We start from the raw sequence: 14,239 nt of genomic DNA on the forward strand, positions 1-14,239 counted from the left end.
TGAATCGTGGGACGCGTTTCCGTGGCGCCCTCGAGGCAAGGTAGTTTTCTTCAATGTTCTCCAAAGTTCTGGTCGCCAACCGTGGCGAAATTGCGATCCGCGCCTTCCGAGCCGCGTATGAGCTGGGTGCCGGAACGGTCGCCGTGTTTCCGTACGAAGATCGGAACTCGGTCCATCGGCTCAAGGCGGACGAGAGCTACCAGATAGGCGAGGAGGGACACCCGGTTCGGGCGTACCTCTCCGTCGACGAGATCGTTTCCGCGGCCGAGCAGGCCGGTGCGGATGCCATCTACCCCGGCTACGGCTTCCTCTCGGAGAACCCGGACCTGTCCGCCGCGTGCGCCGCGGCCGGGATCACCTTCGTGGGCCCGTCTCCCGAGGTGCTCGAGCTCACCGGCAACAAGGCGCGTGCGATCGCCGCCGCCAAAGCTGCGGGGCTTCCCGTTCTGGTGTCGTCGGAGCCGTCTGCCGATGTGGACGAATTGCTGGCATCGGCCGAGAGCATGGAGTTTCCGCTCTTCGTCAAAGCCGTCGCCGGCGGCGGTGGACGTGGCATGCGCCGCGTCGCCGATCGCGCGCAACTCGAGGAATCTATCCAGGCTGCCTCACGTGAGGCGGAGTCGGCGTTCGGTGACCCGACGGTGTTCCTCGAGCAGGCTGTCGTCGATCCGCGTCACATCGAGGTGCAGATCCTCGCGGACAGCCAAGGCAACGTCATTCACCTGTTCGAGCGGGACTGTTCACTGCAGCGCAGGCACCAGAAGGTCATCGAACTCGCGCCGGCACCGAACCTTCCGGAGGAGCTGCGTGCCAAGATCTGCGCGGATGCGGTGGCGTTCGCGAAGGAGATCAACTACTCCTGCGCCGGCACCGTCGAGTTCCTGCTCGACGCGCGCGGCAACCACGTGTTCATCGAGATGAACCCCCGCATCCAGGTCGAACACACCGTCACCGAGGAAGTCACCGATGTCGACCTGGTGCAGTCTCAGCTACGGATCGCGGCGGGGGAGAGCCTCGAAGACCTGGGCCTGAGTCAGGAGAAGATCACCCTGCGCGGGGCGGCCCTGCAGTGCCGCATCACCACCGAGGACCCGGCCAACGGGTTCCGGCCGGACACCGGTCGAATCACGGCCTACCGGTCCCCGGGTGGCGCCGGAATCCGCCTCGACGGGGGTGCCACCCTGGGCGCCGAGGTTGGTGCCTACTTCGACTCGATGTTGGTCAAGCTCACCTGCCGTGGCCTCGACCTCGAGACGGCCGTCGCGAGGGCGCGTCGTGCGGTTGCCGAGTTCCGCATCCGTGGCGTCTCGACGAACATCCCGTTCCTGCAGGCGGTACTCGACGACCCGGACTTCGGTGCCGGCCGCGTCACCACTTCGTTCATCGAGGAACGTCCCGAACTGCTCACGCTGCGCAGTTCCGCGGATCGCGGAACCAAGATCTTGAACTACCTCGCCGATGTCACGGTCAACAAACCGCACGGAGAGCGGCCCTCCGCGGTGTACCCGCAGGACAAGCTGCCCCAAATCGACCTAGCCGTGCCGCCACCGGACGGCAGCCGCCAAAAGCTTCTCGCTCTCGGACCTGAAGGATTTGCGGCTGCGCTGCGTGCGCAGAAGGCGGTCGCGGTCACCGACACCACCTTCCGCGATGCCCACCAATCACTGCTCGCGACGCGGGTGCGTACCAGCGGACTGCTCGCGGTCGCCGGACATGTCGCGCGAATGACGCCCGAGTTGCTGTCGATCGAGGCGTGGGGCGGTGCCACCTATGACGTCGCCCTGCGATTCCTGCACGAGGACCCGTGGTATCGACTCGATGCTCTGCGTGAGGCCGTGCCCAATATCTGCCTGCAGATGCTGCTGCGTGGGCGCAACACCGTCGGGTACACGCCGTATCCGGAGAAGGTGACGCGGGCGTTCGTCGAGGAAGCTACCAACAGTGGTATCGATATCTTCCGCATCTTCGACGCCCTCAACAACGTCAGCCAGATGCGGCCGGCCATAGACGCTGTCCGCGAGACCGGCACCGCGCTGGCCGAGGTCGCGATGTCCTACACCGGCGACCTGTCGAATCCGAAGGAAGACGTCTACACCCTCGACTACTACCTGCGCCTGGCCGAGGAGATCGTCGAGGCTGGTGCGCACATCATCGCGATCAAGGACATGGCAGGGCTGCTGCGTGCTCCAGCCGCGACCACGCTGGTAACTGCGCTGCGCAAGAACTTCGATCTGCCGGTGCACGTGCACACTCACGACACGCCTGGAGGACAGCTGGCGACCTATCTGGCTGCGTGGCACGCCGGTGCGGACGCTGTGGACGGCGCCTCCGCGGCGCTGGCCGGCACCACGAGCCAACCGGCGTTGTCGGCGATCGTGGCAGCGGCCGCGCATTCCGCCTACGACACCGGCCTCGATCTGCAAGCGGTCTGCGACCTCGAGCCGTACTGGGAGGCGTTGCGAAAGGTCTACAGGCCGTTCGAGGCCGGGCTTCCCGCCCCGACCGGCCGCGTTTACACCCACGAGATTCCGGGTGGTCAGCTGTCGAACCTGCGTACCCAGGCGGTCGCCCTCGGCCTCGGTGACCGTTTCGAGGACATCGAGGCCCAATACGCCGCGGCCGATCGCATGCTCGGCCGGTTGGTCAAGGTCACTCCGTCTTCGAAGGTGGTCGGTGACCTCGCCCTGCACATGGTCGGATCAGGGGTCGATGCCGAGGAGTTCGCCCAGGATCCGTCCGCGTTCGACATCCCCGATTCGGTGGTTGGGTTCCTTCGCGGCGAACTGGGCACTCCGGCCGGCGGCTGGCCCGAGCCGCTGCGCTCCAAGGCACTCGAGGGGCGAGGCGCCGCGAAGCCCGAGGTCGCGCTGTCCGAATCGGAGGAAATTGCGCTGTCCTCGGGGTCGGTCGAGCGTCGCGCGACGTTGAATCAGCTGTTGTTCCCAGGACCGACGCGAGAGTTCCTCGAGCACAGGGACAAATTCGGTGACACCTCGCAACTGTCCGCCAACCAGTTCTTCTACGGCCTGCGCCGCGGAGACGAACACCGCGTCAGACTGGCACCGGGCGTTGAATTGCTCATCGGGCTCGAGGCGATCTCCGAACCTGACGAGCGCGGGTACCGCACCGTCATGTGCATCCTCAACGGACAGTTGCGGCCGGTATCGGTACGCGACCGCTCCGTGTCGAGTGAGATTCCGGCCGCGGAGAAGGCCGACAAGACCGATCCAGGCCACGTGCCGGCGCCGTTCGCGGGTGTCGTGACACTTGCCGTCGCCGAGGGCCAGAAGATCAAAGCGGGTGACATTGTTGCCACGATCGAGGCGATGAAGATGGAGGCGGCAATTACCGCACCCCGGGGCGGCACCGTCTCCCGCGTCGCCATCGGTAACGTCGTGCAGGTCGAGGGTGGCGACTTGCTCCTCGTCGTGTCCACCAGCGAATCCGCAAGCGAATGACTCGAATCATTGCGGGGCAGGCCGGCGGCCGCAGGCTGGCGGTCCCGCCGAGCGGGACCAGACCCACTTCGGACCGAGTTCGCGAGGCGTTGTTCAGTGCGCTCGGCAGCCGGATGGACTTCGACGGCGCCGCGGTTCTCGATCTGTACGCGGGATCGGGCGCGCTGGGTCTCGAGGCGCTCTCACGCGGTGCCGAACGCGCCTTGCTCGTGGAGTCCGATGCGAAGGCGGCGCGCATCATCAGAAGCAACGTGGAGGTGGTCGGCCTGCCGGGGGCTCAGGTGCGCAGTTCCTCGGTCGCCTCGGTACTGGCCGGCCCCGCCGACCGCACCTACGACCTGGTGATGGCGGACCCGCCCTATGCTGTGGACGAAGAGGCGATTTCGGTGCTGCTCGAGCACCTGCTGGAACATGGATGGGTCGCGGACGACTCGATCGTGGTGCTCGAACGTTCGTCTCGGTCGCCGGAAACCTCATGGCCCAACGGGTTTGCCCCCGCCAAAGTCAAGAAGTACGGCGAGACCCGGATCGAATTGGCAACCTGCTACGGTCAGGACTCATGACTGGCGCCGTCTGCCCCGGATCCTTCGACCCCGTGACCAACGGCCATCTCGATGTGATCGGCAGGGCTGCCGCACAGTTCGACGAGGTTGTCGTCACCGTCATGGTCAACCCGGCCAAGCGCGGCCTGTTCACCGTCGACGAGCGCATCGCGATGCTCGAAGATGCCGTCAGCGATCTGCCCAACGTGCGGGTTTCCTCGTGGTACGGCCTACTGGTGGATTACGCCAAACAGCAGGGAATTACGGCGATCGTCAAGGGCCTGCGCGGAGCGAACGACTTCGACTACGAACTGCAGATGGCGCAGATGAATCAGAAGCTCAGCGGGGTCGATACCTTCTTCATCCCGACCAACCCCGCGTACAGCTACCTGTCGAGTTCGCTGGTCAAGGAAGTGGCCACATTCGGGGGTGACGTCTCCGAGATGCTGCCGGGCAATGTCCATGCCCGGCTTCTCGCCAGGATCGCCGAGCGCGCCGCGGAGAATGGCTGATCGCCGACACACCGGACGCCGCGACGCACCCGCGGCGTCCGATCCGGCAGACTTGCTAGGAAGGCCGCGCCGGTCCAGTGGGGGTCGGGGAGGCTGTGCCGATCCACCGAGGGTCATGGACGATTGGGGTTGCGTGTGTACCGAGTATTCGAGGCGCTCGACGAACTTGTCGCGATTGTCGAGGAGGCACGCGGCGTACCGATGACCGCCGGCTGCGTGGTGCCACGCGGTGACGTTCTCGAACTGCTCGACGATGTGCGGGATGCGATCCCTGGGGAACTCGACGATGCCCAGGATGTCTTGGACCACAGGGACAAACTGGTCGGGGACGCGCGTTCGAATGCGGAGAACACGATCTCCAAAGCGAACACCGAGGCGAGCGACACGATCGAGAGCGCTCGCGACGACGCGGACCGCATTCTCGCGGACGCGAAGGCTCAGGCCGACCGGATGGTTTCCGAGGCGCGTGCACATGCCGAGCAGTTGGTCAGCGAAGCGCGAGCCGAGGCGGAGTCCTCCATTGCACAGGGGCAGCGTGAGTACGAGTCGGTGACCGGCCGCGCCCGGTCGGAAGCCGATCGCATGATCGAGTCGGGCAAGGCATCCTACGAGCGATCCGTCGCAGAAGGGGTCGCGGAGCAGGAACGACTCGTCTCGCAGACTGAAGTCGTTCAGACCGCATATTCCGAATCGGCCAGGGTGATCGACTCGGCGCACGCAGAATCGGACCGCCTACGATCGGATTGCGACCTCTACGTCGACACGAAACTCGCCGAGTTCGAAGACTTCCTCAACGGCACGATCCGATCGGTCGGGCGGGGTCGCCAGCAACTGCGGACGGGCTCTGGCGTACCCGACTACGCCTCCAGTCACGACCTGGGCGATCACCGGGCCGAGCGTCGTCGCTGACGGATTCGCCGAGAAAAACCCGAGACCAGCACGCATCCCAGGGCTCTGCGACACCCGATCCGATTTGGATCGGGTGCGTAGATTGCGTACCGTTGGGTGGTTGCCCCTATCGTTTCTTGATCTCGAGAGTGAAGCCTGTTGTCATCCCATCGCCACAGCTCATCGCGTTCCCGTAGGAACGCGGACTTCGTGCTGGACACGATTTCGCTCGGTCGTCGTCCTGGCTCGATGCGCACCGTGGAACGGGTGGTGACAGCACCTGCGCGAATAGGTCTGGAACTGATCGCCATCGAGGAAGGTGCGGAGATCGAGCTCGATCTCCGACTGGAGGCGGTCTCCGAGGGAGTCCTGGTCACCGGTTCTCTTCGAGCCGACACCGCAGGGGAATGTTCGAGATGCCTCGAGCCGTTCTCCGACTCGGTGGACCTTGCACTCACGGAACTGTTCGCCTACCCGGACAGCGCTACCGAGGAGACGACCGAGGAGGGCGAGGTGTATCACGTCGAGGATGACAAGATCGACCTCGAACCCTTCATCATCGACGCGGTTGGCCTTGCTCTACCGTTTCGGCCACTCTGTAGTGACGACTGCCAAGGATTGTGCTCAGAATGCGGCGTTCGCCTGGCGATTGCCGAATCTGGTCATGGGCATGACATACTTGATCCTCGCTGGGCCGGCCTTGCGGCCAAATTTGGCGTGGATTCAGGACCCAGCAAGAATCTTGTGAACACCGAAGCCGAGGAGAAGTAGAAGTGGCTGTCCCCAAGCGCAGAATGTCGCGGTCCAACACGAGGTCGCGTCGCAGCCAGTGGAAGACCACTGCGCCTACCCTCGTGACCTGCCCGAACCGCGGCTGCGGTGAGAAGACGCTGCCCCATGTCGCGTGCCCGTCCTGCGGTACGTACAAGGGCCGCCAGGTCACTGCCGCCATTTGATTCTCCACACAGAGGCATCGTGACGAGCGACGTCAGCAATACACCCGCCGGCGGCGGGGAGGACCATACTTCCCTCCTCGCCGCCCTCGGCGTAGATATCGAGCCTTCGCTGCTCACTCTGGCACTGACTCACCGCTCGTATGCGTACGAGAACGGTGGTCTGCCGACTAACGAGCGCCTCGAGTTCCTCGGCGACTCGGTGCTCGGGGTCACCATTACCGAAAGCCTCTACTTTGCGCATCCGGACAAGCCGGAGGGTGACCTCGCAAAGATCCGGGCAAGCATCGTCAACATGCACGCACTCGCAGGGGTCGCCCGCACCCTGGGCGAGGGTGGTCTCGGTGCCCATCTCCTGCTCGGCAAGGGTGAGGAGATGACCGGTGGTCGCGACAAGCCGAGCATTCTCGCCGACGGGATGGAGTCGATTCTCGGCGCCATCCATGTCGAGCACGGTATCGAGACGGCGCGTCGAGTCGTGCTCGATCTCTTCAGTGACCTTCTCCAACGCGCACCGAGGCTCGGTGCAGGTCTGGACTGGAAGACGAGCTTGCAGGAGCTGACTGCCGAGCGTGGCGTCGGCGTCCCGTCGTATCAGATCACCGCGACCGGGCCGGACCACGACAAAGAGTTCACTGCCACCGTTCTGGTGGGTGGTAAGCCTCTCGGCGTCGGAGTCGGAAGATCCAAGAAAGACGCGGAGCAAAAGGCCGCGAGCACGGCGTGGGGCGCGTTGTCCGATTCCGGACCAGACGCGGCCGACGATGACGTCAGTGCTTGAACTAGGCGCCGGTGCCTGAACTACCGGAAGTCGAGGTGGTCCGTCGCGGACTCGAACGCCACATTGTGGGGGCGTCGATCGAGTCCGTCGAGATTCTGCACCCACGGGCGATCCGGCGCCATTTACCCGGCGCCGCTGATCTCACCGGGCAGATCACCGGCGAACGCATCACGAGAGCGGACCGTCGGGGGAAGTACCTGTGGCTGGTTCTCGAGCCCAGCGCGGTGGCTCTCGTCGTGCATCTCGGAATGAGCGGCCAGATGCTGGTTCAGCCACCGGAACTGCCGACGGAAAAGCACCTGCGCATCCGGGCCCGACTCGATTCCGGGCTCGACCTCCGGTTCGTGGACCAGCGGACCTTCGGCGGTTGGGCGTTGGCACCGCTGGTCGACGTCCACGGTTCGCTCGTCCCGGACTCTGTGGCCCACATCGCGCTTGATCCGCTGGATCCGCGTTTCGACCTCCCAGCCACCGCCAAGGTGGTGCGCAGCAAGCACACTGAAATCAAACGTGCGCTCCTCGATCAGACCGTGGTTTCCGGGATCGGCAACATCTACGCAGACGAGGCGTTGTGGCGCGCACGACTGCACGGCAACCGCAAGACGGACCGGATCGGCGGCCCCAAGATCCGTGAATTGCTCACTTCTGCACAGGATGTCATGCGCGACGCGTTGACCCAAGGCGGCACGTCCTTCGATGCGTTGTACGTGAACGTCAACGGCGAATCGGGCTACTTCGACCGTTCGCTGTCCGCCTACGGCCGGCAAGATCGTCCGTGCTCACGGTGTGGCACGGCGATCCGCCGGGAGAAGTTCATGAACCGGTCGTCCTATAGTTGCCCGAAGTGCCAACCGGCTGCGCGTCGAAGTCGGGCGAACTGACCCGCGCGTGCTTGCCTCTCGCGGTTGTCTTTTCGGCGAGCGGTTCTCCCTCAGGCGCGGTACGGCGCGCAGTCTTCTTGGCATCGAAGTAGTCGCCGCCCTTGCGCTTGACGTCGTCTGTGCCCCACTCGCGGTCGAGCGGCGCAGGCACCATCCTCGGAATGTGCTTGCGGCAGTGGATGTATGCCTCCTCGACCTCGACAACCACCCATCGTTCCGGGGTGCGCCCCTTCGAGTGATTCGGCGGGAGATCCGGCACTTCGGCGCGCATGGCGTCATCCTCGACGATCCGGGCGGAACCATTGATGTGCAGCCCGATGAGGTCTTGGACGAAATCCACGAGAATGATTCCGACGTGCGGATTCTCGAGGATGTTGCCGAGGCTCGCCATGACTCCGTTACCGCGGTACTCCGGGTACGCGATCGTCTTCGGGTCGATGACGTGGATGAATCCGGGTACCCCCGCGCGCAAACTGTTGTCGCACTCGCCGGACGAGTCGGCGGTGGCGATGAAAGCCATCTCCTGAAGACCGACGAACTTGATCATAGCCGGATTCAGGTGGTCGAGCATCTGATCCGAATAGAACTTCTCGGCACGATCCGCAGTGCCGTACTCGTTTTGAAGTTGGCGTTCTCCAGCACTACCGAACTGGCCCATCTGGCATTTCCCCGATACGTCTCGGCGTCGTTGGTCGGTTCACCTTACGGCCCGGCTGAAAGCGAGGCGAGAACCGGCTTTGCCCATTCGGCGTGCCGCAGTCGACACTGCCCACCCACCCGGCGCTGTCGCGCCCGGTGGCAGGATTGCGCTCATGGCACAACAAGCTTCTGATACGACGGCAGCCACCGAGCTATGGGTCGAGCGAACCGGAACCCGGCTCTACACCGGTCGAAGTTCACGAGGTGCCGAGGTCCTGATCGGTTCCGAGGGGGTAGCCGGCGTGTTCACACCTGGGGAGCTCCTGAAGATCGCACTCGCAGCCTGCAGTGGAATGAGTTCGGATTTTCCGCTGTCGCGGCGCCTGGGTGACAACTATGACGTCACGATCCGGGTTTCGGGTGCCGCCGATCGTGAGGATGAGGTATACCCGCAGTTGGACGAGGTAATGACGCTGGATCTCAGCGAGCTGGACGCGGGGGCCCAGGAAAGGCTGGTTGCACTGGTGGAACGGTCGGTGGACAAGGTATGCACCGTGGGACGAACTCTGAAGGCGGGTACGAAGGTGACACTGACCGTCGAGGCGGACACCTGATGCGGCGCGAGTTCGCCGCGCTCGTCGGAAGCGCCGCTCTTGGTGCTGGTGTGCTGCTTGCCGAGCCGGCGTCGGCGGAGCCGACCATGCCTTCAGTGGCGGAGCCGACCGTGTCCTCATCGGCGGTGCCGACCATGTCTTCAGTGGCGGTGCCCTGCAGTACCTGGACGGTATCGGAGGTGACGTCCGGGCAAGGCGTTCTCGAGAACCTGGCTTTCGACGGCAAGGGCACCATGATGGTCTCCCGGTCTGATCTGCTCGGGGGTGGAGCGCTGGACGGGGTCAGCCCCGACGGAACCGTGACCCCGATCATTCCCGAGGTCGATGCGCCCGGCGGAATCGCAGTAGACGGCGACGACGTCTACTTCACCACGGGCAACTCGTTCACTGCCGGGATCATGGGTCTGGACAACGGGACGGTGGACACACTGAGTCTCGATACGGGCGACACGCGCACCGTGGCAGGAGGGCTGGTGATGCCCAACGGCCTCGCCCGGCTGAGTAACGGAGACATCCTCATCTCCCGGAATCTGGGTTCCGGGGCGGGGATCACAAGAATCCCGGCGCAGGCACCCCACATCCCCGAGGTTCTGCGCACCGATCTAGGCACGGTAAACGGGCTGGCCGCTCACGACGGCAACGTCTACACGGTGACGACTTTCGACGCGAGGACCGCGTTGCATATCCTCCGCGAGGACGATCTCGGCGGTCAGGTCGTGTCGATCGAGTTGCCCGGTTCCGGTCCCCTGAACGGTGCCGACGACCTCACCGTCGGCCCGGACGGGATCGTCTACGTCGCATACAACGTCGGTGGCAAGGTGGTGCGCGTCGACCCCGCGACGGGGGAGAGCTGCGACATCGCCTCGGGGCTGCCCCTGGTGTCTTCTGTGAGGTTCGGCGCCGGTCCGGGCTGGAACCCGGACGCGCTCTATGCCACGAGTTTCACCGGCGCGATCTATCAGATCGAACGGCCGTGACGCGCGTGGAGAGAATGACCGCATGGGTGCACGGGTTCGTTCAGGGTGTGGGATTTCGGTGGTGGACGCGTGCGCGTGCACTCGAGCTCGGACTCGTCGGGTACGCGGCCAACCAGAAAGACGGCAGAGTGCTGGTGGTCGCGGAGGGGCCGCGCGACAAGTTGGAGACACTGCTGACATCTCTGCGTTCCGGAGACACGCCGGGGACGGTGGATCTCGTCGTCGAGCAGTGGGATCCGGCGCGCGGGGACCTTTCCGGGTTCGTCGAGCGGTGAACCGACGGTAAAGTCGTTTTCCATGCATCTGAAGAGTCTGACGCTTAAGGGATTCAAATCTTTTGCGTCGGCAACGACTCTGCGGTTCGAGCCGGGAATCACCTGTGTGGTGGGGCCGAACGGGTCTGGCAAGTCCAACGTGGTCGACGCGCTCACCTGGGTCATGGGGGAGCAGGGCGCGAAGGCGCTGCGCGGGGGCAAGATGGAAGACGTCATCTTCGCCGGCACCGCGGGGCGGTCACCCCTCGGTCGCGCTGAAGTGACGTTGACCATCGACAACTCCGACGGCGCCCTGCCGATCGACTATTCCGAGGTGTCCATCACTCGGCGAATGTTCCGCGACGGCGCCGGCGAATACGAGATCAACGGCAGTTCGTGTCGGCTGATGGACGTGCAGGAGCTGCTCAGCGATTCCGGCATCGGTCGGGAGATGCACGTCATCGTCGGACAGGGTCGGTTGGCAGCCATTCTGGAATCGCGGCCTGAGGATCGCCGCACGTTCATCGAAGAGGCTGCCGGTGTCCTCAAGCACCGCAAACGCAAGGAAAAGGCAGTCCGCAAACTCGACGCGATGCAGGCCAACCTGGCGCGCTTGAACGATCTGACCGCCGAATTGCGACGCCAACTCAAGCCGCTGGGGCGTCAGGCCGAGGTCGCTCGACGCGCACAAACGGTGCAGGCCGATCTCCGCGATGCGAAACTCCGCCTGGCCGCCGACGACCTGGTTGCCCGGCGCGAGGAGTTCGCGAACCAGGCACAGGACGAGAAGCTGGCCCGCGAGCAACACGATCTGGTTACCGAGGCACTCGACGAGGCCAATCTCGAACTCGGACGTCACGAACAGGAACTGTCGAGGCTCACACCAGGAGCTGAGGCCGCCGCGCAGACATGGTTCCAGCTGTCGGCACTCGCCGAACGTGTCAACGCGACGATTCGAATCGCGCGCGAGAGGGCACGGCATCTCGATTCCGAGCCCACGGTCAGCCGCGGGCAGGATCCCGACGAGATGGAGGCTCGCGCCGAGCGGATCGCCGCAGAGGAAAGAGAACTCGTCGAAGCGGTCGAGATGGCGCGCGCGGCACTCGACGCCGCCAAGGAACAGCTTGCGCACGGCGAGCAAGCGGCAGCAGAGGCGGAACGGGCTCACATGGAGGCCGTTCGGGCGATTGCCGACCGCAGGGAGGGCCTCGCTCGATTGTCGGGGCAGGTCGACACCTTGCGGAGCCGCAGCGATTCGGTTGACGCCGAGGTCGCCCGGCTGACCGCAGCGATCGAGGAGGCGCGCCATCGCGGCGACGTTGCCCAATCCGAATTCGAGGTGGTCCAGGAAGAGATCGGCGAGCTCGACGCCGGAGAACTCGGACTCGATTCTCACCACGAGAACGCTGTCGAGGCGCTGCGCCTGATCACCGAGCGGGTGACCGAACTCCAGGCCGAGGAGAAGGTAGCCGGACAGGAGGTGGCGTCGCTACGAGCTCGAATCGACGCGCTGTCGATGAGCCTGGAGCGCAAGGATGGCCCCGGGTGGCTTGTCGAGAATCGTCGCTCCGACGGGATCCTGGGGCCGATCAGTGAACTCATCACGGTCGAGAAGGGCTACGAGGCCGCCGTCGCGGCTGCCATGGGGTCCGCAGCCGACGCTGTCGTCGCCGAGTCCTTCGACGCCGCTCGCGGCGCTGTCACTGCACTGAAGCAGAGCGACAATGGTCGGGCGTCACTGGTCATCGGGACAGATCAGCCCCCGCCTGCCGGCGGGCACCTCGAGCCGGGTGCCCGGTGGGCTGTCGACGTCATCGATTGCCCGGCCGAGCTACGAACCGGGCTGTCGGCTCTGCTGAGCGGTGTTGTCGTGGTCGATTCCCTCGACGACGCCGTCCAGGTTGTCCGGAACCGGCCCCAGGTACGTGCCGTCACCCGCGCGGGAGACCTTCTCGGGGCAGGCTGGATGAGTGGCGGATCGGATCGTCAACCCAGCACCCTCGAGATCCAGGCGGTGGTGGACAATTCGGTGCAGGAGCTGGCCCGCGCGGAACGTCGCGCCGAAGAGTTGTCGGCGGCCCTGTCGGGCGCCATCTCGGAGCAGGCCGCCCGCCAGGAGAGCGCAGAGCAGGCACTGGCCGCGCTGCACGAGTCGGACGCCGCGATGTCGGCGATCTACGAGCGGCTGGGCCGCCTCGGTCAGGCGGCACGGGCCGCGCACGCTGAGTCGGAGCGTCTCATCGCCCAACGGGACAAAGCCGAGAGCGGTCGCGAAGAGACCCTGACCGCGCTCGCCGAGCTCGAAGAGCGCCTTCGCATCGCCGAACAGGACGGGGCGTCGATCGGCGCAGAGTCGGGTGGATCAGATTCGACGAGCATCGATCGTGAAGTGGCCGCCGCGGCGCTTGCGGAAGTCCGAGCCGTGGAGATGGAAGCACGGTTGACCCTGCGCACCGCTGAGGAACGGGCTGAATCGGTCCGCGGCAAGGCGGACTCGTTGAGACGCGCCGCCCAGGTGGAACGCGACGCCCGTATCCGCGCGGAACGCGCGATGAAGGCTCGTCAGAACGCGGCGGCGGTCGCGGCGGCGGTCGCGGAGTCGGGCCAGCGGGTCGCCGATCACCTCGGTGAGGTCGTCGATGCCGCGATGGCCCACCGCGACGAACTCGCTCGTATTCGTACCGAACGCGCGGCCCTGGTCGAGGAGGTCAAGGAGCGGGTGCGTCAGCTGACCGGACAACTTGCGTCGCTCACCGATGCCGTGCACCGTGACGAGCTGGCCCGAGCCCAGGCCGCGCTGCGGATCGAACAACTCGAAGAGGCGATTCTCGAGCAGTACGGAATCGGCTTGGACGACCTGATCGCCGAATACGGCCCCGACGTGGCGCTGCCACCGTCTCCGTTGGAGATTCAAGAGTACGAGCAGGCCAAGGAACGCGGCGAGCTGGTCACGATGCCGGCGCCCATTCCCTACGATCGCGCCACCCAGGAACGGCGTGCCAAGCGTGCTGAGAAGGACTTGGCAACGCTGGGCAAGGTCAACCCGCTCGCTCTCGAGGAGTTCGCCGCACTCGAGGAGCGCTACAACTTCCTCTCGACGCAACTCGAGGACGTGAAGACAGCACGTAAGGACCTCCTCGGCGTCGTTGCGGACGTCGATGCACGCATCCTTCAGGTGTTCACCGAGGCATACGCCGATGTCGAACGCGAATTCGGGCAGGTGTTCGCGAAGCTGTTCCCAGGCGGTGAAGGAAGGCTGGTGCTCACCGATCCGTCCGACATGCTGACGACGGGTATCGAGGTCGAGGCACGTCCGCCAGGCAAGAAGGTCAAGCGGCTGTCGCTGCTGTCCGGCGGAGAGAAATCGCTGACAGCAGTGGCGATGCTGGTCGCGATCTTCCGGGCCAGGCCTTCGCCCTTCTACGTCATGGACGAGGTGGAAGCGGCACTCGACGACACGAATCTGCGTCGTCTCATCGGCCTGTTCGAACAGTTACGGGAGAAATCCCAGCTGATCGTCATCACCCACCAGAAGCCGACGATGGAGGTCGCTGACGCGCTCTACGGCGTGAGCATGCGCGGCGACGGCATCACGACAGTCATCTCGCAGCGGTTGCGTGGCCAGGACATGGCGGTCGCGCAGGCCTGACGGGCCGGCACATCCCAGGGGCCCGGTCTCGAAACTGTTCAACTTTCTCGTACTGTCTGGTCGTTGGACGACATTTGGTCCATGATCGACA

The 14,239-nt window shown here is 65.0% G+C and carries 13 protein-coding genes; 12 read left to right on the plus strand and 1 reads right to left on the minus strand.

Going from position 1 to position 14,239, the window contains the following annotated elements; genetic code table 11:
- Positions 1-53 precede the first annotated feature (53 nt).
- From BFN03_RS05500 to mutM, 8 genes are all read left to right on the plus strand, one after another.
- Positions 54-3,458 carry a pyruvate carboxylase gene (locus BFN03_RS05500; RefSeq protein WP_070378167.1) on the plus strand — a complete coding sequence of 1,135 codons (3,405 nt, stop codon included), beginning with the start codon at positions 54-56 and terminating at the stop codon, positions 3,456-3,458.
- Positions 3,455-4,021 (plus strand): 16S rRNA (guanine(966)-N(2))-methyltransferase RsmD, encoded by a 567-nt coding sequence (gene rsmD, locus BFN03_RS05505; protein ID WP_070378168.1) that lies wholly within the window; start codon positions 3,455-3,457, stop codon positions 4,019-4,021. The genes BFN03_RS05500 and rsmD overlap by 4 nt, the downstream gene beginning before the upstream one ends.
- The gene (coaD, locus tag BFN03_RS05510; protein WP_070378169.1) at positions 4,018-4,512 is read left to right on the plus strand and encodes a pantetheine-phosphate adenylyltransferase; all 495 of its coding nucleotides are present in this window, start codon (positions 4,018-4,020) and stop codon (positions 4,510-4,512) included. The genes rsmD and coaD overlap by 4 nt, the downstream gene beginning before the upstream one ends.
- A gap of 135 nt (positions 4,513-4,647) precedes the next feature.
- Positions 4,648-5,421, plus strand: a complete 774-nt coding sequence (locus tag BFN03_RS05515) for a DivIVA domain-containing protein (RefSeq protein WP_070378170.1) — start codon at positions 4,648-4,650, stop codon at positions 5,419-5,421.
- A 189-nt stretch (positions 5,422-5,610) separates the two neighbouring features.
- A complete protein-coding gene (locus tag BFN03_RS05520; RefSeq protein WP_070378171.1) occupies positions 5,611-6,171 on the plus strand; it encodes a YceD family protein in 561 nt (186 codons plus the stop codon).
- Positions 6,172-6,173: 2 nt separating this feature from the next.
- A complete protein-coding gene (gene rpmF, locus BFN03_RS20070) occupies positions 6,174-6,356 on the plus strand; it encodes a 50S ribosomal protein L32 (protein ID WP_084385505.1) in 183 nt (60 codons plus the stop codon).
- Between the two features lie 19 nt (positions 6,357-6,375).
- On the plus strand, positions 6,376-7,134 hold the full coding sequence (rnc, locus tag BFN03_RS05525) for a ribonuclease III (RefSeq protein ID WP_070378172.1): 759 nt from the start codon (positions 6,376-6,378) through the stop codon (positions 7,132-7,134).
- An 11-nt stretch (positions 7,135-7,145) separates the two neighbouring features.
- Positions 7,146-8,015, plus strand: coding sequence for a bifunctional DNA-formamidopyrimidine glycosylase/DNA-(apurinic or apyrimidinic site) lyase (gene mutM, locus BFN03_RS05530; protein WP_070378173.1), 870 nt, complete (start codon positions 7,146-7,148; stop codon positions 8,013-8,015).
- On the opposite strand, the gene BFN03_RS05535 is transcribed toward mutM, so the two are convergent.
- A complete protein-coding gene (locus tag BFN03_RS05535) occupies positions 7,948-8,673 on the minus strand; it encodes a pyridoxamine 5'-phosphate oxidase family protein (protein ID WP_070378174.1) in 726 nt (241 codons plus the stop codon). The two genes, mutM and BFN03_RS05535, sit on opposite strands and share 68 nt — an antisense overlap.
- A gap of 154 nt (positions 8,674-8,827) precedes the next feature.
- Here BFN03_RS05535 and BFN03_RS05540 point away from each other — a divergent pair, with 154 nt between their 5' ends.
- The 4 genes from BFN03_RS05540 to smc are packed head-to-tail and all read left to right on the plus strand — an operon-like array spanning position 8,828 to position 14,148.
- Positions 8,828-9,268 carry an OsmC family protein gene (locus BFN03_RS05540; RefSeq protein WP_070378175.1) on the plus strand — a complete coding sequence of 147 codons (441 nt, stop codon included), beginning with the start codon at positions 8,828-8,830 and terminating at the stop codon, positions 9,266-9,268.
- A complete protein-coding gene (locus BFN03_RS05545; protein ID WP_070378176.1) occupies positions 9,268-10,245 on the plus strand; it encodes a hypothetical protein in 978 nt (325 codons plus the stop codon). The genes BFN03_RS05540 and BFN03_RS05545 overlap by 1 nt, the downstream gene beginning before the upstream one ends.
- A 14-nt stretch (positions 10,246-10,259) precedes the next feature.
- A complete protein-coding gene (locus BFN03_RS05550) occupies positions 10,260-10,520 on the plus strand; it encodes an acylphosphatase (RefSeq protein ID WP_070378177.1) in 261 nt (86 codons plus the stop codon).
- Between the two features lie 22 nt (positions 10,521-10,542).
- Positions 10,543-14,148 carry a chromosome segregation protein SMC gene (gene smc, locus BFN03_RS05555; RefSeq protein ID WP_070378178.1) on the plus strand — a complete coding sequence of 1,202 codons (3,606 nt, stop codon included), beginning with the start codon at positions 10,543-10,545 and terminating at the stop codon, positions 14,146-14,148.
- Positions 14,149-14,239: the final 91 nt, after the last annotated feature.

Origin of the sequence: Rhodococcus sp. WMMA185 (assembly GCF_001767395.1) — a bacterium.
GTDB lineage: Bacteria > Actinomycetota > Actinomycetes > Mycobacteriales > Mycobacteriaceae > Rhodococcus_F.

Excerpts from the sequence above, each read along its gene's own strand:
- BFN03_RS05535 (WP_070378174.1), bottom strand. The coding sequence starts at position 8,673 with ATGGGCCAGTTCGGTAGTGCTGGAGAACGCCAACTTCAAAACGAGTAC.
- BFN03_RS05540 (WP_070378175.1), top strand. The coding sequence starts at position 8,828 with ATGGCACAACAAGCTTCTGATACGACGGCAGCCACCGAGCTATGGGTC.
- BFN03_RS05550 (WP_070378177.1), top strand. The coding sequence starts at position 10,260 with ATGACCGCATGGGTGCACGGGTTCGTTCAGGGTGTGGGATTTCGGTGG.
- BFN03_RS05545 (WP_070378176.1), top strand. The coding sequence starts at position 9,268 with ATGCGGCGCGAGTTCGCCGCGCTCGTCGGAAGCGCCGCTCTTGGTGCT.
- smc (WP_070378178.1), top strand. The coding sequence starts at position 10,543 with ATGCATCTGAAGAGTCTGACGCTTAAGGGATTCAAATCTTTTGCGTCG.
- BFN03_RS05500 (WP_070378167.1), top strand. The coding sequence starts at position 54 with ATGTTCTCCAAAGTTCTGGTCGCCAACCGTGGCGAAATTGCGATCCGC.
- coaD (WP_070378169.1), top strand. The coding sequence starts at position 4,018 with ATGACTGGCGCCGTCTGCCCCGGATCCTTCGACCCCGTGACCAACGGC.
- rsmD (WP_070378168.1), top strand. The coding sequence starts at position 3,455 with ATGACTCGAATCATTGCGGGGCAGGCCGGCGGCCGCAGGCTGGCGGTC.